Genomic DNA, 18431 nt, shown 5'->3' on the forward strand with positions numbered 1-18431 from the left:
CCGCACCCGTTCCGACCCGGCCACCGTGCCGGGCCCCGTGGAGGAAGACTCCCGATGACCCGCAACGTGAAGATCTCCCTGGCCGCCCTCGGCGCGTTCGCGCTGATCGTGGCCGCCCTGCTGTTCGCGACGCGCCCCGACACCCCGGAGACCGGCGCCGCCGCCGGCACGCCCGACAGCCTCGTCACCGCCGACGCCGCCCGCCTCAACGACGCCCCGAACGCCTCGGCCACCCTGGTCGAGTTCGCCGACTTCCAGTGCCCCGCCTGCGGCCAGGTCCAGCCGATCATGGACCAGCTGGTGGCGCAGTACGGCGACCGCGTGCAGTTCGTGTTCCGCAACTTCCCGCTGCCGATGCACCAGAACGCCGAGGCGGCGGCACTCGCCGGTGAGGCCGCCCGCGCCCAGGGCGCGTTCCACCCGATGTACGAGCGGCTGTTCCAGACCCAGCGCGACTGGTCCGAGTCCCCGGACGCGGCGACGGTGTTCCGCGGCTACGCCCAGGACCTCGGCCTCGACCTGAACGCCTACGACGCCGCGATCGCCGACCCGGCGACCGCCGCGAAGATCCAGGCCGACAAGGACGCCGGGACCGCCGCGGGCGTCGAGGGCACCCCGACGATCTTCGTCAACGGCGAGAAGGTGCAGCTCCGCTCGGTGCAGGACATCACCGACGCCCTCGACGCCGCGGTGAACCGATGAGCGTCCCGGCGGCGCCCTCCGCGGCACGGACCGAGGAGTTCTCCCGCGTCACCCCCGATACCTCGGCCGTGCCGGGGCCGATGCCGCGGTTCCTACCGTGGCTGCTCGTCGTCGGCGGCGTGCTGGGGCTGGTCTCGGCGTTCACACTGACCGTCGAGCGCATCGAACTGCTGATGGACCCGAGCTACACGCCGTCGTGCAGCATCAACCCGGTGCTGTCCTGCGGGTCGGTCATGACGACCCCGCAGGCGGCGTTCTTCGGGTTCCCGAACCCGCTGCTCGGGATCGGGGCGTTCGCGGTCGTGGTGACGACGGGTGTGGCCCTGCTGGCCGGGGCCCGCTTCCCGCGCTGGTGGTGGGTGGGGCTGACCGTCGGGTCCGCGCTCGGCGTCGTGTTCGTGCACTACCTGATCGTCCAGAGCCTGTACCGGATCGGCGCGCTCTGCCCGTACTGCATGGTCGTGTGGGTCGTGACGATCCCGATCTTCTGGTACTCGCTGCTCGCGACCCTGGACGCCCTCGGCGGCGGCGCGCGTGCGCTGCACGCCCGGATCGCCGGCTACCACGCGGTGCCGGTCGTGCTGTGGTTCCTGGTGATCGCGGCGCTGATCCTGCAGCGCTTCTGGACCTACTGGTCCTCGCTGCTCTGACCGAGCCGCTCCGAGCCGCTCCTGAGCTGCTCTGGGTTGCTCTGGGTTGCTCCGAACCGGTCCGCGGGGCCGGGGACGCACGTCCCCGGCCCCGCGACGGTCAGCGCTCCCGGCGGAGGTCCGCGGCGTCGATCCCCAGCACGTGACGCAGGTACAGCGGCCGGATCGCGGCCACGCAGGCCAGGAACGGCAGCACGACGGCCGCCAGCAGCGGCCACACCGCGGGCGGCGGCGCCGCCATCCCGAACAGGGGGGCGAGCGGGGTGTAGGGCACCGCGAGCCCGGCGAGCACGACGGCGCACACCGTCGCCACCACCGGCCGCGACGCGCGTCCCGCCCTGGTCCGCAGCAGGAGCAGCACCAGGACCTGGGACAGCATGCCCTCGGAGAACCAGACGGCCTGGAACACCGCCTGCTCCTGCGGGGTGTCCAGCCCCAGGAAGCGCCACACCGCCCAGAACGTGACCAGGTCGAACGCCGAGGCCAGCGGCCCCAGGACCGCCATGAACCAGAGCATCCCGCGGGTGTCCCAGCGCCGGGGCCGCGCCGTCCACCCCGGCTCCACCCGGTCGAACGACAGCGAGAGCGCGGCCACGCCGAACAGCACGCCCTGCAGCAGCAGCTGCGCGGGCAGCAGCGGCAGGAACGGCAGCACCGCCGAGGCGACCAGCACCGACAGCGTGTTGCCGACGTTCAGCGCGGCGGTCACGGTCAGGTAGCGGGTGGCGCGGCCCAGGGTCCGCCTGCCCTCCTCGACCGCGGAGACGACGACGTCGGGGCTGCGGTCGGCCAGCACGATGTCCGCGGCCGCCCGCGCGGCGGGCACCGCCCCGTCGACGCCGATCCCGACGTCGGCGATCCGCAGCGCGCCGACGTCGTTGAGGCCGTCGCCGAGGAACCCGACGGTGTGCCCGCGGGCCTGCAGCGCGCCCACGACCCGCTCCTTCTGCAGCGGTCCGAGCCGGGTGAACAAGGTGGTGCGCTCCACCGCGCGGGCCAGCGCGACGTCGTTGAGCCCGTCCAGCGCGGCGCCGTCGAGGACTCCGGTCACGGCGATCCCGGCCCGCGCGCACACCTGCTCGGCGACCGCGGTGTCGTCGCCGGTCAGGACCTTCACCGCGACACCCTGCTCGGCGAAGCGCTCCACCGCACGGGCCGCGGACTCCCGCACCGGGTCGACCATCCCGACGAAGCCCAGCAGCAGCAGGTCGCGCTCGGGGTCGTCGTCGTCACCGGCGCCGAGCGGCCGCAGCAGGGGCGTCCGCCGGGTGGCGACGGCGACGACCCGCAGCCCGGTCGCGCGGTGCCCGGCCACCGCGTCGGCGGCCGCGGCCCGCAGCGACGCGGTCAGCTCGACGGGCCCGCCCGCGCGCGCGACCCGGGTGCAGCGGGGGAGCACCGTGTCCGGGTCACCGCGCACGATCACCAGCTCACCGGGGTCGTGCGCGTCGCGCAGCACCACCGCGGAGCGGCGACGGGAGTGGTCGAACGGCAGCTCCTCGACCCGGGTGAGCAGGCCGTGGGCCAGCAGCGCCGACCCGTCCCGGTCGGCGGCGGCCATGGCGTCGTCGAGGCCGTCGCGCGGGGTGGTCTGGAAACGCACCGCGACCGCCGCCGCGTCCGCCGGGGCGGGTTCGGGACGGCCGTCGACGTCGATGGAGTGGGTGAACACCACCCGGTCCTCGGTGAGCGTGCCGGTCTTGTCCAGGCAGGCGACGTCGATCGACCCGAGGTCGTGGATGGCCTCCGGGCGGGTCACCAGCACCCCGGACTCGCGCAGTCGGGTGGTGCCGCGCAGCAGCGTGGTCCCGACGATCAGCGGCAGCAGCTCGGGGGCCAGCCCCACCGTGACGACGACGGCGAACAGCAACGCCTGCCGCACGTCGCCGGACACCTCGACGTTCACCAGCAGCACCAGCGGCGCCGCGAGCAGCATGCAGCGCACCAGTGCCCGGCGCACCGACCGCAGGCCCCGGTCCACCTCCGACTCCGGCCGGGGACGGCGGCCGCGCCCGGCGAGCTCCTCGGTGTGGGTGTGCGCGCCGGTGGCCAGCACGACCGCCGTCGCGGTGCCGCGCACCACGGTGCTCCCGGCGAACAGCAGCGCCGGGTGCGCGGTGACCGGCCCGTCGTCGGACCCGGCCCGCGACGGCCGTCGCCGCGGCGCCGGGCGCGACCCCCGTGACGACGGCCCCCGTGACGACGGCGGGGCCTTCGCCACCGGCAGCAGCTCCCCGGACAGCGACGACTGGTCGACCAGCAGGTCCCGGGCGCGCAGCAGCCGCGCGTCGGCCGGGACGGGGTCGCCCGCGCCGAGCAGCACGACGTCGCCGGGCACCAGGTCCTCCGGCGGCACCTCGCTGTCCCGCGGTGTCGTCCCGGGGGCCGGGCGGCGGCGGACCGTCACCGTGGTCGCGGCGTGCGCCCGCAGCTCCCGCGAGAGCCGGTCGCTGCGGACGGCGTGCCACAGGCGCAGCACGACGCCGAGCGCGGCGACCACGAGCACCAGCGTCGCGCTGCCGGGGCTGCCGGCGACGGCGAGCAGCACCCCGAGCACCGTCATCAGGCCGGAGAACGGGCCGGCGAGCGCGCGGCGGGCACGGGCGGTCGCGCCCGTGCGTCGGACGGCGTCGGCGGCGTTGTCGCCGTGGACGTGCAGCCGCAGCGCGGCGGTGTCCTCACAGAGTCCGCGGCGCGAGGACTCCAGGCCCCGGAACAGCGCGAACGCGTCGGCGTCCGCCCAGTGCCGCAGCGCGGGCTCGCCGGGCGTGGCGGGCGGACCGGCGGGTGCGGGTGGTGGCCGCGCCGCGGCACCGTCGCGTCCGATCGTCCGGTCCAACGGTGCTCCTCCGGTCCCCGGCACCGCGTCCGGCACCGCCCGGTACGGTAACAGTTGCGTAAGTGACGCAACTGTCTGGAGGTCCGGTGGAGACCGCCCCCGAGGGCCCGCAGCCCCTCGACCCCGAGCTGCTGGCCGACGCGGCCGCGGCGTTCGGGATGCTCGCCGCGACCTCGCGGCTGCAGATCGTCTGGCTGCTCGCCGACGGCCCGCGTGACGTCGGCACGCTCGCCGCGGTCCTCGGCCAGCCGGTGGCGGCGGTGAGCCAGCACCTGGCGAAGCTCAAGCTCGCCGGGCTGGTCCGGGCCCGTCGCGAGGGCCGCCACCAGATCTACGTCATCGCCGACGCCGGCATGGTCGAGGTGGTCCGCACCGTGGTGGCCGCGCAGGACCGCCGTCGCGGGCCGGACGCCGTCCGCGACCGGGGGAGCGCGTGACGCCGCCGGGTCCGGTGCCCCCGGGCCGTCCGCGTCCGGACCGTGCCGGCACGCCCCGTCCGCCCGGCGCCCCGACGGCCCGGCGCGACACCCGGGCGCCGCAGGGGTGGCCCCGCTCCGGCGGACCCGCCGGACCCCGGTCGTCACCGGCGGTCCCCGGCGGTGCGTCGGCCGGTCCGCGGTCCCGGCCCACCGACCCCGGTGCCCGTCCCACCACGCCGATGCGCCCGGTCGCCCCCTGGCCCCGCGCCGAGCAGCGCACCCCCGCCCCGCGGTGGCACCGCGTCCGCGGCCTCGTCGCGGCGCTGTCGGTCGCGGTCTTCCTCGCCACCGGCGCCGGCTGGGCGATGGTCGGCGGCACCAGCGGCCTGACCACCGCCGACGTCACCGGCCCGCACGTCGCCGACGGCGCGACCGACATCCTGCTGGTCGGCAGCGACTCCCGGGTCGACGCCCGCGGCAACCCGCTCCCGCGCGAGGTCCTGGACGCCCTGGACGCCGGCGACGCCGACGGCCAGGACAACACCGACACCCTGATGCTGGTCCGGATCCCGGACGACCCCGACCTCGGCGCGTCCGCGGTGTCGATCCCGCGCGACTCCTGGGTCGACGTCCCCGGCCTCGGCATGCACAAGATCAACTCGGCGCTGGCGCGCGGCGCGGCGATGGCTCGGCCGGACCTGGTCCGCCAGGGCCTGAGCGGGCCGGACCTGGAGCGGGCGGCCAACGCCGCGGGCAGCAGGCTGCTCGTGCGCACCGTCGAGGAGCTCACCGGCGTCTCGATCGACCACTACGCCCAGGTCAACCTCGCCGGGTTCGCCGACATCACCCGCGCGCTCGGCGGCGTCCCGGTGTGCCTCAAGGCCCCGGTGCACGACAGCTACTCGGGCGCCGACTTCGCCGCGGGCCCGCAGACCGTGCAGGGCGCCCGGGCGCTCCAGTTCGTCCGCCAACGCCACGGCCTGCCCGAGGGGGACCTCGACCGGGTCCGCCGCCAGCAGGCGTTCCTCGCGGGGCTGACCCACCGGCTGCTGTCGGCGGGCACCCTCACCGACCCGACGGCCGTCGCCGACCTGATGCAGGCGATCAACGGGGCCGTCGTGCTCGACCAGGGCTGGGACCTCACCTCGATGCTCGCCCACGCCTCGCAGCTGCGCGGGGACCGGGTCACCTTCCGCACCATCCCCACCGGCCGGGCCGACTACCGGACCGGCAGCGAGGGTGTCGCGGTGAAGGTCGACCCGGCCCAGGTCACCGCGTTCTTCGCCGGGCTGACCGCGCCCGGGGCGCCGGCCGACCCCGGGGCCGGCGACGACGCGGACACCGCCGCGCCGACACCGTCGTCCCCGGCCCCGGCCACCACGGAGAGCAGGACCGGACGGGCCGCGGCGCCCCGGGGTGACCCGACCCCGGCCGCCGACACCCAGCCCGAGTTGACCGCCGACGGGGTGCCCTGCGTCGACTGACGCGGCCCCGTCACCCCGGCCGAGGAGCCTCCCATCATCACCGAGATCATCGACTTCCTGACCTCCGTCCCGTTGTGGGTGGTGGTGCTCGTCGCGGGGCTGGTCACCCTCGGCGAGACCACGATCGGCGTCGGGCTCGTCCTGCCCGGCGAGACCGTGCTCATCGGCGCCGCGATGGCCGTCCCGGACGTCCCGGCCGCGGTGCTGGTCACCGCGGTGGTCGCGGTCGCCGCGGCCTGCGGCGACTTGATCGGCTACGCGATCGGCCGCCGTTTCGGCCCGCGCCTGCGCGAGTCCCGGATCATCGGCCGGATGGGCCGCGACGCCTGGGACGACGCCGCCCGCACCCTGCTCCGCTGGGGTCCGTGGGCGGTGCTCTGCGCCCGGTTCCTGCCGGTGGTGCGGACGATGACCCCGGCCGCGGCGGGCGCGTCCGGACTGCCGCTGCGGCGCTTCCTGCCCGCCGTCGTCGTCGGGGCGACCGTCTGGTCGGCCGTGCACGTGACCGCGGGCTTCCTGCTGCGCGAGGCCGCCGAGCAGTTCGAGAAGGCCTTCGGGATCGCCGGCTGGGTGGTCCTCGCGTTCGTGGTCGTCGCCGGCGTCGTCGGGTGGCGGGTGCGGCGTCGTCGTGCGCAGGCCCGCCGGGCCGCCGCCCGCGAGACCGTCGCCGTGCTCGCCGACGACCGCCGCGACGCCGCCTGAGACCGGACGGGCGCGCCCTCAGCGCCGGATCGGCGGGTTCCGGTCGCGCCGGGCCAGCAGCACGGCGGCCCCCGCCGCGACGACGACGAGTCCGGCCAGCAGCAGCGACCAGCCCAGGATCGACGGCGCGTTCGGATCGGTCGAGATCACCGAGGCGTTGATCTGGGAGACCTCACCGGGGACGAACTCCCAGGTGACGGTGCCGCCGTCGGTCTCGCCGTCGGACTCGACGACCTCGCCAGGGAAGCTCATCGCGAGCCGCACGTCGGCCCGGTCCACCGGCATCGTGGTCAGGTCGGCCCGGCCCTGCACGGCGATCCGCTCCCCGACCCGGCGCAGCTCCAGGTTCGCCCGGCCCGACGCGTTCCCGCCGAGCAGGTTCAGCTGCGAGACCTGCGCGAAGGTGAGGTTCTCGAAGGCCGCGCGGGTGCCGACGAAGCCGTCCTGGTCGTACGGCGACAGCTCGACCTCGTCCGTGAGGTCGGCCGGGACCGCCAGCTGCGGGCCGCGACCGTCCGGCGCGCCCGCGGGCGTCGCGACGACGATCGTGCCGTCGACGGTGTCGTCCGGCTGGACGGCGAGGGCCACCTGGACCCGGGCACAGCCGGTCAGCGCGAGCAGGGCCAGCACCGCGAGCAGCACGAGCGCACGCGTCCGGGATCGACGGCGTGCGGGTGGCGCGGTGTGGTGCGACGGCATGGCGTCATCGTGCCACCCGGGTACGACGGTCCCGGTGTCACTCGGGGGCGTGTGTCGGGTGATCCGTGGGGAGCAGGGGAAGCTCGCGCCCGAGGACGGCGAAGGGGCGCGGGTCGCCGGTGAACAGGTGCTCGCGCAGCACGTCGACGAACCCGGCGCGACGGTAGAGCCGCCAGGCCCGGCCGGGCCTGGCGCGGCCGTACTCGGGGGTGGACAGCAGCATCCGGCTCCGGGCGGCGTCGCGGGCCAGCGCCCGCAGCAGCGCCTCACCGATGCCCGAGCCCTGGGCCTGCGGGTGGACGTGCAGCTCGGTCAGCTCGAAGTAGTCGGTCAGCCAGTCGGCGCTCACGGCGTCCGGCTCCCCGCGCCGGGCCCGCAGTCCGCGGCGGACCTCCTCGAACCACCACTGCCCGGGGCCGCCCCAGTAGCCGTAGCCGATGCCGGTGAGCCGGTCCTGCTCGTCGAGCCAGCCGACCGAGCGCCAGCCCGGCCGGTAGGAGTGCTCGAGCCACAGCGAGCGGCGCTGGCGTGCGGTCGACCGCGGGTAGCCCATCGCGGTGACGTAGACGTCGATCGCCTCGCCCAGCCGGTCGGCGAACTCGCTGCGGCCGAGACCGACCAGACGCGCCCGCGACGGCGCGGCGGTCACCGCGACCACCGGCCCCGGTGGTGACCGCACGCCCGCGCGGGGGCGGGGTCGGTGTCCGGGTGCATGTCCCCATCACACCACGCCCGGCCGGTTGCGGCGGGTCCGGACCGGGTGCCCCGCCACGGAGCCGGTGGGTGAGTGGCGCCACCCGGGCACCCGACTTGACGCGACGATCGAACACGCGTTCTACTGTCGTATGTCGAACGCGCGTTCGATGCCGGGGCGTCCGGTGGGCGGAGTGGGGGAAGCACCCCGTCGCCGGGCGTCCCGGAGACCGATTCCGGTGGTGGGAACCGAGGCCCGGCCACCGGGTGGAGGGCGTGGTGATGCCAGTGGGCGGCTTCTCGCGTTTGTTCCGGTCCCGCCAGCCGGCGGCGATCGACGTGCGCTGGCAGAACGGTGAGCCGGTCGAGTTCTCCCGGCGTCCGTCGCGCCGCGGGGAACATTTTCTGGTCACCGGGGTTCGAGACCAGTGGATCGAGGAGTCCCCGTGGCCGTTCCCGTCGCCGATGCCGGTGGGCGGGGACCGGCTGAGCTGTTGGCGGGTGCTCGCCCGGTCGGTGCAGGACCCGCAGGAGCCGCCGCGTGAGGTGGTGCTGCGGATGCGGTCCGGTCCGGGCGTGTGGGACCTGGTGAAGGTCGACTGAGTGGTGCGGGAGGTGCGGGAGGTGCACGTGCGGAGCAGGACGATGGAACTGGACCTGGCGCTGCCGGCGCCGCGGTCCGCCGGGACACGACGGCCGGGCGACGCCCCGGTGTCCGCCGCCCCACCGGCGCGGCGGTCCGCCCGGGTGCGGCCGGTCGCCGACGGGCTGTGGCCGCTGGACTGCGGCGCGGCACGGGGCTCGGGGCGGGGCTCGGCACGGGCCGCTGCCGACCGTACGGAGTCCGCGTCCGGGGCGGCGCCGTCCCGGCGGGGGAGCGGCCGGACCGGTACGGACCCGGCGGGGGCCGGGTGCACCGGACGGCCGGGTCGGCCCGGATCGACCGGAGCCGCCGGCCGGTCCGGGCAGGTGATCCCCCTGCCGGGCACGTCCGCGCCGGCGGGCGGCGGCGCCGCCCGACCGACCGGAGGTCCGGGACGACCGACCGTGGGCAGCACCGTCGTGCCCGGAGGCCCCGCACGACCGGACGGGGGCCCTGCACGACCGGCCGGCGAGACCGCGCGGCCGGCGGCGCCGCTCGGGTCGCCCGCGCCCGCTCCGCCGTCGCGGGACGCGCTCGGGCTGCTGCGCCAGGCTGCCGAGCAGCTCGCCGAGGCGCACCGGGAGACCGAGCCGCTGCGTCGCTACCCGGCGGCCTACCTCGCCGCGCTCCGTGCCGGGGCGGCGGTGCTGGCCATGCGGGCCCGGCCCAGGACCCGCCGGGGAGCCCCGCGCGACGTCTGGCGGCTCCTCGCCGAGGTCGCCCCGGAGCTGGAGGAGTGGGCGGCGTTCTTCGCCGGCTGCTCGCGGCTGCGGATCGAGGCCGAGGCCGGGATCGGGCGGCACGTCGACCGGCGCGCCGCCGACGACCTGCTGCGCCAGGCCGAGCAGTTCGTGACCCGGGTACAGCTGCTGCTGCCCCGGTGAGGCCCCCGCCGGAGCGGCGGACGGCGCCGGGGCAGGTCGGGCCGCCGGGATCGGGCGCGGCGAGCAGATCCGGGAGGAGGTCGGTCAGGCCGAGGCGGCGGGGCGCGAGGCACTGCGCAGCACCCGGCCCAGCAGCGCGGTGAACACCGCGGAGATCTCCCGGGCGCCCGGGGTGTCCCAGGCCTGGATCGGCAGGCAGGCGCCCTGGGCCTGCTGGACCGCCGAGCGGTCGGGCAGGACGCTGTTGAACACCAGGGGGCCGAACAGCTCGCGCAGCTCGGAGATCCGGAACTCGTGCTCGGTGTTGCGCGGCCGCACCCGGTTGACCAGCACGCCCAACGGCTGCAGGCGGTCGTTGGACCGCTCGCGCTCGGTCTGGACCGCGTCGAACGCGCGCTGCACGCCGGACACCGAGAACATCGTCGGGTCGGTCACCAGGATCGCCCGGTCCGCGGCCGACAGCGCGCTGCGGGTCAGCTGCCCCAGCGACGGCGGGCAGTCCACGATCACCAGCCGGTAGCGCTCCTCGGCGGGCTCGGAGCCGCCGGAGTCGTCGGTGATCAGCTCGCCCGCCAGCCGCTGCAGGGCGCGGTCGAGCCGGTACAGCTGCGCCGCCCCCGGGTCGGGGTGGTTGTGCCGCTCGGTCTGCTCCGCACCGACCAGCACGTCGAGGCCCTCGCCCCACGCCGACGGCGCGATGGCCCGCTCGACGACCGCGCGGCGCGGCTCGTCCAGCACGTCGGCGACGGTGGCCGTGGTCGGCTCCGGGTCGAGCGCGGTGGTGGCATTGGCCTGCGGGTCGAGATCCACCACGAGGGTGGAGACGCCGTGACGCTGCGCCGCGCCGGCCAGACCCAGTGCGACCGTGGTCTTGCCGACGCCACCCTTGAGACTGAGCGTGGCGACGACCTGCACTCACCCAACCTACCGTGCGGTCCGGCACGGTCGCCGGGCGGAGTCCACATGATCGTCGGCGCCCCGCCGTGGGTGTCGTGGCGGGCGGGCGGGCCGGGCACCGGCAGGGGCCACTAGTCTCGGCGCCGTGGGATCGCCGACACGCGAGCAGGCCGGAGCAGCGCGCGGGGCTGCCGTGTTCCGGGTGCTGGACAGGGAGATCGACCGTGTCCGCCGGGACACCGGGGCCGCGCCCCGGGTGCTCGACGTCGGCGGGGGCAGCGGCACCTGGGCGGTGCCGCTGGCGATCGCCGGCTGTGCGGTGACCGTCGTCGACACCAGCCCCAACGCGCTGGCGACGCTGGCCCGCCGCGCCGGGGAGGCCGGGGTCACCGACCGGGTCACCCCGGTGAACGGCGACGTCGACACCCTCGCCGAGGTCGCCCCGGCCGACGGCGCCGACCTCGTGCTGGGTCACGGGCTGCTCGAGGTCGTCGACGGCCCGGACCGGGTGCTCGCCGCGCTCGCCGCGGCCGCCGCCCCGGGCGGAGCGGTGTCGGTGCTGACGGTGGGGCGCTACGGCGCGTTCATCGGGCGCCTGGCCAGCGGTCGGCTGGCCGAGGCCCGTGCCCTGCTCACCGACCCCGAGGGGCGCACCGGTTCCGACGACCGGCTGCTGCGCCGGTTCGACGCGCACCGGCTGCAGGAGCTCGCCGCCGGGACCGGACGCCTGCAGACCGAGATCCTCCAGGGCGACGGCACCCTCGATGCGTGGCTGCCCGGCCCCGGTCAGGAGGGCGAGGCGGCGGGCCGCGAGGAACGTGACGAACTGGACGCGCTCGCGTCGCAGGTCGGCGCCCTCGCCGAGGTCGCCCCGCGGTTGCATCTGCTCGCCCGGCGGTACTGACGCCCGTCCCGCCGCCGGTGTCCGACGGTCGTCGTCCGGCTGCCGTCGGTGATCGGTCGACCGGCGTTCACTCGTCCGCCCACCCCCGTCCGGGTGGGTCCGCGACGGTCCGGGTGACCGACGACACGCCGCGCAACACCGTCCGCTCGACGATCAGCCGAGCGGGTTGGACGGTCCGGGTGGTCGCGGCACGATTCGCCTCGTACTCTTGTCCTCAGACGCCCAGGTTGGGGCGCCCGTCGTACCGGTCAGGGCAGGAAGCCCGGGCCGAATGCGGCCTACCGTCCGATTACGTGTGCCGGAGGTGAAGGCATGCCGCTCTCCGAGCACGAGCAGCGCCTGCTCGAACAGATCGAACGCGCCCTCTACCAGGAGGACCCCAAGTTCGCGTCCTCGGTCAGCGGTAGCCGGCGGAGCAAGCCCGCCCGGCGCCGCCGGATCCAGGGCGCCGTCCTGTTCGTGGTGGGCCTCGTGCTGCTCGTCGCCGGGATCCCCTTCCGGGCGCTCTGGCTCGGCGACCTGCCGATCCTCAGCATCGTCGGCTTCCTCGCCATGCTCGGTGGCGCGCTGCTGGCGGTCACCTCGATCGGCGCCCGTCGTGGCGGCGAGGAGACGACCGGCCAGGGCGGATCCGCCCCCAAGGACAAGCAGTCCGGCGAGAGCGGCGGTGGCTTCACCGGCCGGATGGAGGAGCGCTTCCGGCGTCGCTTCGAGCAGGAGTGACGCCCGGGCGCCCCAGGCGACTGTCCGCGTGACGCCCGGCGGGGCGGGACACCGACTCGGTGACCCGCCCCGCCGTCGTGTGTCCGGCACCGTCGCCGGGTGCCTGACGGTCGGGTAGGGGGGCGCGCTGCCCACGGCTGCCCACGGGGCATCGGCTCGGCGACCGGGATCCGGCGGTCGCGTCGTCAGGGGCCCGCTGCGCTGCGCCGGTGTCGCCGGAGAGTGGGCTCCGGACTTGACTTCACAGATCTGTGTACCTAGCGTCGACCCTCCACGAGTTCACTGATCTGTGAAGGGGTCTCGGATGCGTCAGGTTCTGCACGTGGTCATGGAGTTCCTGCGGGACGTCGCGTGGGGCGTCAACGCCGGCAGCGCGATCCGACACGGCGCCCCACCGCCTGCTCCACGGCGTGCCCGGCCCGTCCGGGAGTACGGCGGCGACGCGATCGGAGGTCGGGAGGCCGACCGGGACCAGGTGCACCCTCTGCGCTGGACGGTCGATGCCGGTGGGGGACTTCGCCTGGCCGGCGGCACGCTCCCCGGGGCGGGCCCGGACCCCGTCACACGCTGACGCGGAGGCCGGCCCACGTCGCCGTCGGAGCTGCGAGACGATGCGGTCGCCCCCGGTCCTCGGGGCCGGGTGCGAGCGGGCACGGCGCGTGGCCGGAGTGGCCTGCCTGCTCAGTGCAGCGCCGCTCGTTCGTCCCGCAGCAGGCGCTCGGCCGCCTCTCGCGCCCTGCGCAGGAGGTCGGGGTCGTCGCCGATGCCGTGGTGGGTGATCGCGCCTTCGAGGAGCAGGAACACCAGGTTGGCCGCCGCTTCGGGACCGGCGATCCCGGGGTGGTCGGCCCGGACGAGTGCTTCGAGATGCCGGCGCACCGCACGCTTGTGGGCGCGGACGACGCGATGGGCGGGATGGTCCGCGGGAAGCTCTCCCGCGGCGTTGATGAAGGCGCAGCCACGCCCGGAGAACTCGACGTCCTGGGTGTAGGAGTCCCAGAGCGCCAGCACTCCCGAGCCCGGGCTCGCAGCCACCCTCTGTTCCATCAGCTCCCACCACGCGTGGTGCCGAGCCTGCAGGTAGGCCTCGACCAGGCGGTCCTTCGAGCCGAACCGGTTGTAGAGCGTGCGCTTGGTGATGCCGGACTCGGCCGCGATGGTGTCGACCCCGACGGCGTGGATCCCGCACCGGTAGAAGAGCTCCGACGCCACGTCCAGGATCCGGCGCGCGCCCGGGGTCAGCGCCGGCGCACGCAGCGCCTCGTGATCCTCCGCGCTCGACATCGCCGACCCTCCTCCCCGTGTCGCCGTGCTCCCGACTTCACCGATCAGTGTACGTCGCCGTCGGGCCGAGACGTGCGGACCTCGTCCAGGTCGTCGGCCGGCGCGTCGTCGTCGGCCGGACGGCGCCCGCGCCGGACCGCCTCCGGCACGACCGAGGCCGGCAGCACCCGGGCCCGCAACGGCGTTCCGCCGGCCGCGATCGCCGTCCGGACCTCGTCCACCAGGCCGTCGAGCGTGCCGGGCCCGGGCAGCATCCCGCCGTACCAGCTCGCCTCGACCCGGCCCGCCAGCTCGCGCAGCGCCTCCGCGGGCCGCCCGGACAGGCCGTGCCGCTCGATGATGCGGTCGGCGGCCGCGCGGACGGTGTCCCCGGGCGGCACCGGGACCCCGTGGTCGCGGGAGGCGGCCAGGACCTCGTCCCACGCCGCGGTCGCCGCACCGTCGCCGCCGGCCCGGGCGAGCCCGGCCCGTCGGGAGTACTGGTGCCGGCGCCACAGGCCCGGGGTCAGCACGACGGCGAGCACCGCGGCCGCCAGCAGCAGCGCCACGACCAGCGGCCACCACGACCCGGTCGCGGCCGTCGGCCGGTCCGCCGCCTGCTCCTCGGTGGGCGGGGGCTCCGGGGTGGGACCGGCGGCCTCCGGGGGCGGGGGTGTCGCGGACGGCTCGGGCTGCGGGGTCTGCTCGGCGGCGGGCGTGCCGCTCTCCTGCTCCCGGGCCTGCTGGACGTAGGCCGGGTCGATGGTGCGGCCGTCGGCGAGCGGGGTCGGGTCGAAGGTCAGCCAGCCGTACCCGGGGAACCACGCCTCGACCCAGGCGTGCGCGTCCTCGGTCGTGATCGTCCGGGCCCCGGAGCCGTCGGCGTCGCCCGCGGTGAAACCGACCGCCACCCGGGCCGGGACGTCGACGGCGCGCAGCATGACGGCCATGGCCGAGGCGTACTGCTCGCAGTAGCCGGTGCGGCCGCGGGTCAGGAAGTCGACGAGGGCGTCGCCGTTGCTGCCCGGCGCGGTCGCCAGGCTGTAGGTGAAGGGGGAGCCGGGCCCGGTGAAGTGGTTCTCCAGCGCCATCGCCCGGTCGAACGGCGTCGCGGCACCGGCGGTCACCTCGCGGGCGATCGCGGTGACCCGCGGGTCGACCCCGTCGGTGTCGAGGTAGGCCCGGTCGACCGTGGTCGGGCCGGATGCCGCGCGCAGCTGGTCGGCCGAGGGCTCCGGCAGCCGCATCGACTGGGTCCAGCCGTCCTCGGACTGTGCGCGTTCGCTGTAGACGATGCCGCCGGCGGCGTCGTAGGCCCAGCTCGGCGAGGCGACCGCGATCCGGGTGGGGTCGCCGAACACCGGCAGCCAGTAGTCGCGGAAGCCGAGGTTCTCGACCTGCACGTCCTGCGCGGCGGCCGGCCCGGACGTCGACGGCGGCAGCGGCCCGGTCAGCGGCACCCCCGGCAGCGGACGGCCCGCCTTCCAGCCCTCCTGCGGCACGTAGGTCTGCAGGGTGAGCGCACGCAGGTAGGTCGGGGTCTCCAGACCCCGGACGCTGAACAGCGGCCGCGGCTCGCTGCGGGTCAGCTGTCCGCGCAGCGAGGTGAACGGGTTCAGCCCGATCGAGCCGTCGGCGTTGCCCCCGGTCCCGCCGGTGGCGTCGAAGCGACCCGAGGTCCCCACCGACGACGCCAGCAGCCCCACCAGCAGCGAGCCCACGACGGCCACCGCGACGACCGCGGCCCCGGCCGGGATCTGTCGCAGCCGGTCCGGGCGCAGGAGCAGCAGCACGCCGTAGCCGAGCGTCGCCGCGACGACGGTCCACCAGGGCAGCAGGTCCGGCTGCAGCGCGGTCGGCACCGCGAACACCACGAGCAGCGGCACCCCGGCCGCGGCCGGGGCGGCGACGGTCACCGCGAGACCGAACACCGCGATCGCGATCGTGCCGAACCCGAGGGCGACCAGCAGCAGGATCTCCGGGCTCGCCGGCACCGGCGGCAGGCCGCTGTCGATCTGCTGCCCGGCACCGCCGAGCAGGCCCGACAGCTCGCCGAACGCCGTGGGGCCCGGGAGCACCCCGAGCACACCGCTGCCGGTGAACCACGCCGTCACCAGCAGGATCAGGGCCAGCAGCTGCCCGGGCGCGACCAGCCAGGCCCGCAGCGGCAGCAGCAGGGCGCCGACCAGGGCGACCAGCACGACGGCGACGGCGGCGTGGGCGAACCAGGCCGCGCCCTGCACGACCGAGCTCATCGCCGTCCCGGCGAGCAGCACCGCGACGACGGTCGCGACCGGTCCCAGCACCACCGTCCAGGCCGGCGCGCCCGGCGTCCGGCCCGCCGGCGCGGTCTCGGCGACGGGCGCGGCGGGTGGCGGCGCGGGCCGCACGGGGGGCCGGGTCGGCGCGCTCATCCGGTCGCTCCCGCGGTGCCGGGCGAGCCGCAGGCGTCGGCCCAGGCCCGCTGGACGGTCATGTCGGAGGTGACGACGGTGGCGTGCCACCCGGCACGGCGCAGCGCGGCCGCCGCGACCGACGCCGGGCGGGCCCGCGTCGCCGCCGACCAGGTGTCGACGTCGAGGAGGACGGCGTGCCCGCCGCGCGGCCAGGCCGAGACCAGCGCGGTGACGTCCTGCGGCGCGGTCCCGCCGAGCACCGCGAGCACCCCCTCCGGATGCCCGGGCCCGGGGCCGGGTGCGGTGATCCCGGTGCTCGCCGAGGGCCGCAGCACCGCGAGCGACTCCAGCCGCGGGGGCACGGCGTCCGCGCCGGTCACACCGGGCGGCACGTCGCCGACGGTCTCGCCGGACTCGTCGACGAGCGCGACGGCCTCGCCGCGCTGGAGCAGGTGCACCGCGGCGCTGGCGGTGAACGCCACCGCCCACTCCAGGCTGGACGCGGGTCCGTGGCCGCGGTGGGCGCTGTCGCGCCGGTCGATCAGCAGGGTCACGCCGGACGGGTCGGGCCGGTCGTCGAGGCGGACCATCAGCTCGTCACGCCGGGCGCTGGAGCGCCAGTGCACGCGGCGCAGCTCGTCGCCGTGGCGGTAGGGGCGGATCAGCACGTCCGGGGTGCCGGGGCCGGGGCGGCTGCCGCCCTCGGCGCCACGCCCGGCGGCGGTGGAGGTCAGGGCGGGCCGCCCGGTGAGCGGGGTGACCCGGGGGAGGACCAGCAGCCGGTCGGCGGGCAGCAGGTCGTGGCGGAACTCGGCCAGGCCGAGTGCGTCGGTCCCGCGGCCGCGCAGCGGGCCGATCCGGTACGCGCCACGGACCGCGGGCCGCACCGGGTAGCCGACCCGGGCACCGCGGCGACCGAGCCGGTGCACGGTGAACCGTGGCGGGTAGCGGTCGGCGGGACCGGCGGCGTCGGGCACGTGGTCGGCGATCCGCAACGCGCCCAGCAGGGCGCCGCCGGCGATCCGCAGCAGCACCGTGCCGCCGTCGCCCGCCTCCAGCCGGGCCGGCTCCAGGGTGCGCGCGACCTGCAGCGAGCGGCGCGACCGCAGCGCGACGACGAGCGCGAGCAGCGGCAGGAGCAGCACGAACGCCCCGATCCGGACGAGGTCGCGCTCGTCGAGCGCGATCGCCGAGAGGACCATCGCGGCGCCGCCGGCGAGCAGGCAGCGCCCGCGCACGGTCAGCCCCGCCGGCCGTTCCCGGCGCGGTGCGCCGCCGGTCGCGAGCGGCGGAGAGGACGGCGGAGACGACCCGGACGCGGCCGGGGCGCCGGGCTCGGCGGGAGCCGGTGTCCGCGGCGGCGGCGCGGTCGGCGCCATCTCAGCCCCGCGGCGGGGACGGCACCGCGACCCGCGCGACGGCGGCCCGCACCAGGTCCGCCGGCGTGCGGCGGGCCGCGACCCCCTCGGGCCCCAGCATCAGCCGGTGCGCGAGGACGGGAACGGCGACGGCCTGGACGTCGTCGGGCACGACGTACCCGCGCCCGGCCGTCGCCGCCCAGGCCCGGGCGGCGCGCAGCAGGTGCAGGGTCGCGCGCGGCGACGCCCCGAGGCGGACCTCGGGCAGCCGTCGCGTCGCACCGACGACCTCGACGCAGTAGCGGCGCACCTCCGCCGCGGTGTGCAGACCACGCACCCCGGCGATCATCGACCGCAGCGTGCGCAGGTCGGTGACCGGCCGCAGCCGCTCCAGCGGGTCGGTCGAGCCGTGCTCCTCGAGCATCGCCAGCTCGGCCGCCGGGTCGGGGTAGCCGACCGAGACGCGGATCGTGAACCGGTCCTGCTGGGCCTCGGGCAGCGGGTAGGTGCCGTCCATCTCCACCGGGTTCTGGGTGGCGACGACCATGAACGGGTCACCCAGCGGGTAGGTGCCGCCGTCCACGGTGACCTGGTGCTCGGCCATGCACTCCAGCAGCGCCGACTGGGTCTTCGGTGACGCGCGGTTGATCTCGTCGGCGATCACGACGTTCGCGAACACCGGGCCGGGCCGGAACTCGAACTCCGCGGTCTGGCGGTTGTAGACCGACGAGCCGGTGATGTCGCCGGGCAGCAGGTCCGGGGTGAACTGCACCCGGCTCACCGCCCCGTCGACGGCGCGGGCGAGCGCCTTGGCCAGCGTGGTCTTGCCGACGCCCGGCACGTCCTCGACGAGCAGGTGGCCCTCGGCGAGCATCGCGACCAGGGCGAGCCGGATGGTGTCGGGCTTGCCGACGATGATTCGCGCCATCGCGGCGGCGATCCGGCCCGCCGCGTCGGCGACGGCGACGGCGTCCATCGGCTCGGGCGCGTAACCGGGGTGCGCACCGCTGGCCTCGGCCCGGCGGACGGGACCACCGGACGGCGACGGGACGGGCGGTACGGAGGGCGCGGACGGCGCGCTCGACGACAACGGGCCTCCTCAGGAGACGGCTCGGATGACCCCAGTCTGTCAAACGTCCCCCGATCGGGACCGGGCGCCGCCACCTGCCCCGCGA

18 protein-coding genes are annotated in these 18431 nt (G+C 76.5%); 10 read left to right on the forward strand and 8 right to left on the reverse strand.

Features of this window, described 5'->3' with window-relative positions; genetic code table 11:
- The first annotated feature begins 54 nt into the window (after positions 1–54).
- Both Ae505Ps2_RS18125 and Ae505Ps2_RS18130 read left to right on the forward strand, forming a co-directional pair.
- Positions 55–702, forward strand: a complete 648-nt coding sequence (locus Ae505Ps2_RS18125) for a thioredoxin domain-containing protein (protein ID WP_020626884.1) — start codon at positions 55–57, stop codon at positions 700–702.
- Positions 699–1352, forward strand: coding sequence for a vitamin K epoxide reductase family protein (locus Ae505Ps2_RS18130; RefSeq protein ID WP_349289832.1), 654 nt, complete (start codon positions 699–701; stop codon positions 1350–1352). Before Ae505Ps2_RS18125 ends, Ae505Ps2_RS18130 begins: the two co-directional genes overlap by 4 nt.
- A 100-nt stretch (positions 1353–1452) precedes the next feature.
- Here Ae505Ps2_RS18130 and mgtA read toward each other — a convergent pair whose 3' ends face one another.
- Complete coding sequence (gene mgtA / locus Ae505Ps2_RS18135) at positions 1453–4191, reverse strand: magnesium-translocating P-type ATPase (RefSeq protein WP_249265292.1); 2739 nt, start codon at positions 4189–4191, stop codon at positions 1453–1455.
- 86 nt (positions 4192–4277) lie between these two features.
- Here mgtA and Ae505Ps2_RS18140 point away from each other — a divergent pair, with 86 nt between their 5' ends.
- The 3 genes from Ae505Ps2_RS18140 to Ae505Ps2_RS18150 all read left to right on the forward strand — a co-directional run bounded on the left by Ae505Ps2_RS18140 (position 4278) and on the right by Ae505Ps2_RS18150 (position 6796).
- Positions 4278–4628 (forward strand): metalloregulator ArsR/SmtB family transcription factor, encoded by a 351-nt coding sequence (locus Ae505Ps2_RS18140; RefSeq protein ID WP_020627231.1) that lies wholly within the window; start codon positions 4278–4280, stop codon positions 4626–4628.
- Positions 4629–4849: 221 nt separating this feature from the next.
- Positions 4850–6094, forward strand: a complete 1245-nt coding sequence (locus Ae505Ps2_RS18145) for an LCP family protein (protein ID WP_083702555.1) — start codon at positions 4850–4852, stop codon at positions 6092–6094.
- Positions 6095–6175: 81 nt separating this feature from the next.
- A complete protein-coding gene (locus Ae505Ps2_RS18150) occupies positions 6176–6796 on the forward strand; it encodes a DedA family protein (RefSeq protein ID WP_139318678.1) in 621 nt (206 codons plus the stop codon).
- A gap of 18 nt (positions 6797–6814) precedes the next feature.
- Here Ae505Ps2_RS18150 and Ae505Ps2_RS18155 read toward each other — a convergent pair whose 3' ends face one another.
- Together Ae505Ps2_RS18155 and Ae505Ps2_RS18160 are read right to left on the reverse strand one after the other, a co-directional pair.
- Positions 6815–7495, reverse strand: a complete 681-nt coding sequence (locus Ae505Ps2_RS18155; protein ID WP_043281087.1) for a DUF3153 domain-containing protein — start codon at positions 7493–7495, stop codon at positions 6815–6817.
- A gap of 37 nt (positions 7496–7532) precedes the next feature.
- Positions 7533–8144 carry a GNAT family N-acetyltransferase gene (locus Ae505Ps2_RS18160; RefSeq protein ID WP_075311555.1) on the reverse strand — a complete coding sequence of 204 codons (612 nt, stop codon included), beginning with the start codon at positions 8142–8144 and terminating at the stop codon, positions 7533–7535.
- A 326-nt stretch (positions 8145–8470) separates the two neighbouring features.
- Between Ae505Ps2_RS18160 and Ae505Ps2_RS18165 the strand changes: the two genes are divergently transcribed.
- Both Ae505Ps2_RS18165 and Ae505Ps2_RS33530 read left to right on the forward strand, forming a co-directional pair.
- Positions 8471–8791 (forward strand): hypothetical protein, encoded by a 321-nt coding sequence (locus Ae505Ps2_RS18165; protein WP_051050348.1) that lies wholly within the window; start codon positions 8471–8473, stop codon positions 8789–8791.
- Between the two features lie 444 nt (positions 8792–9235).
- Positions 9236–9715 carry an SAV_6107 family HEPN domain-containing protein gene (locus Ae505Ps2_RS33530; RefSeq protein ID WP_233147494.1) on the forward strand — a complete coding sequence of 160 codons (480 nt, stop codon included), beginning with the start codon at positions 9236–9238 and terminating at the stop codon, positions 9713–9715.
- Positions 9716–9799: 84 nt separating this feature from the next.
- On the opposite strand, the gene Ae505Ps2_RS18175 is transcribed toward Ae505Ps2_RS33530, so the two are convergent.
- Complete coding sequence (locus tag Ae505Ps2_RS18175) at positions 9800–10630, reverse strand: ParA family protein (protein WP_020623749.1); 831 nt, start codon at positions 10628–10630, stop codon at positions 9800–9802.
- 127 nt (positions 10631–10757) lie between these two features.
- On the opposite strand from Ae505Ps2_RS18175, the gene Ae505Ps2_RS18180 reads away from it, so the two are divergent.
- From Ae505Ps2_RS18180 to Ae505Ps2_RS18190, 3 genes are all read left to right on the forward strand, one after another.
- Positions 10758–11516: a class I SAM-dependent methyltransferase gene (locus tag Ae505Ps2_RS18180; protein WP_249265294.1), complete on the forward strand. Its 759-nt coding sequence runs from the start codon at positions 10758–10760 to the stop codon at positions 11514–11516.
- A 312-nt stretch (positions 11517–11828) separates the two neighbouring features.
- Complete coding sequence (locus Ae505Ps2_RS18185) at positions 11829–12239, forward strand: DUF3040 domain-containing protein (RefSeq protein WP_020623751.1); 411 nt, start codon at positions 11829–11831, stop codon at positions 12237–12239.
- A 304-nt stretch (positions 12240–12543) separates the two neighbouring features.
- Complete coding sequence (locus Ae505Ps2_RS18190) at positions 12544–12810, forward strand: hypothetical protein (RefSeq protein WP_075305623.1); 267 nt, start codon at positions 12544–12546, stop codon at positions 12808–12810.
- A gap of 110 nt (positions 12811–12920) precedes the next feature.
- Here Ae505Ps2_RS18190 and Ae505Ps2_RS18195 read toward each other — a convergent pair whose 3' ends face one another.
- From Ae505Ps2_RS18195 to Ae505Ps2_RS18210, 4 genes are read right to left on the reverse strand one after another with little or no spacing between them, the layout of a single operon-like run.
- Positions 12921–13523, reverse strand: a complete 603-nt coding sequence (locus Ae505Ps2_RS18195) for a TetR/AcrR family transcriptional regulator (RefSeq protein WP_075305624.1) — start codon at positions 13521–13523, stop codon at positions 12921–12923.
- Positions 13524–13567: 44 nt separating this feature from the next.
- A complete protein-coding gene (locus tag Ae505Ps2_RS18200) occupies positions 13568–15916 on the reverse strand; it encodes a DUF3488 and transglutaminase-like domain-containing protein (RefSeq protein WP_083696102.1) in 2349 nt (782 codons plus the stop codon).
- Positions 15913–17277: a DUF58 domain-containing protein gene (locus Ae505Ps2_RS18205; RefSeq protein ID WP_083696100.1), complete on the reverse strand. Its 1365-nt coding sequence runs from the start codon at positions 17275–17277 to the stop codon at positions 15913–15915. The genes Ae505Ps2_RS18200 and Ae505Ps2_RS18205 overlap by 4 nt, the downstream gene beginning before the upstream one ends.
- A gap of 1 nt (position 17278) precedes the next feature.
- On the reverse strand, positions 17279–18232 hold the full coding sequence (locus tag Ae505Ps2_RS18210; protein ID WP_060712583.1) for an AAA family ATPase: 954 nt from the start codon (positions 18230–18232) through the stop codon (positions 17279–17281).
- Positions 18233–18431 lie beyond the last annotated feature (199 nt).

It is taken from the genome of Pseudonocardia sp. Ae505_Ps2, from assembly GCF_001932425.1.
Classification (GTDB): Bacteria; Actinomycetota; Actinomycetes; order Mycobacteriales; family Pseudonocardiaceae; genus Pseudonocardia.

Coding starts and splice junctions, on each gene's coding strand:
- Ae505Ps2_RS18125 (WP_020626884.1), top strand. CDS start 55: ATGACCCGCAACGTGAAGATCTCCCTGGCCGCCCTCGGCGCGTTCGCG.
- Ae505Ps2_RS18130 (WP_349289832.1), top strand. CDS start 699: ATGAGCGTCCCGGCGGCGCCCTCCGCGGCACGGACCGAGGAGTTCTCC.
- Ae505Ps2_RS18145 (WP_083702555.1), top strand. CDS start 4,850: ATGCGCCCGGTCGCCCCCTGGCCCCGCGCCGAGCAGCGCACCCCCGCC.
- Ae505Ps2_RS18155 (WP_043281087.1), bottom strand. CDS start 7,495: ATGCCGTCGCACCACACCGCGCCACCCGCACGCCGTCGATCCCGGACG.
- Ae505Ps2_RS18165 (WP_051050348.1), top strand. CDS start 8,471: ATGCCAGTGGGCGGCTTCTCGCGTTTGTTCCGGTCCCGCCAGCCGGCG.
- Ae505Ps2_RS18185 (WP_020623751.1), top strand. CDS start 11,829: ATGCCGCTCTCCGAGCACGAGCAGCGCCTGCTCGAACAGATCGAACGC.
- Ae505Ps2_RS18190 (WP_075305623.1), top strand. CDS start 12,544: ATGCGTCAGGTTCTGCACGTGGTCATGGAGTTCCTGCGGGACGTCGCG.
- Ae505Ps2_RS18195 (WP_075305624.1), bottom strand. CDS start 13,523: ATGTCGAGCGCGGAGGATCACGAGGCGCTGCGTGCGCCGGCGCTGACC.
- Ae505Ps2_RS18200 (WP_083696102.1), bottom strand. CDS start 15,916: ATGAGCGCGCCGACCCGGCCCCCCGTGCGGCCCGCGCCGCCACCCGCC.
- Ae505Ps2_RS18205 (WP_083696100.1), bottom strand. CDS start 17,277: ATGGCGCCGACCGCGCCGCCGCCGCGGACACCGGCTCCCGCCGAGCCC.
- Ae505Ps2_RS18210 (WP_060712583.1), bottom strand. CDS start 18,232: ATGGACGCCGTCGCCGTCGCCGACGCGGCGGGCCGGATCGCCGCCGCG.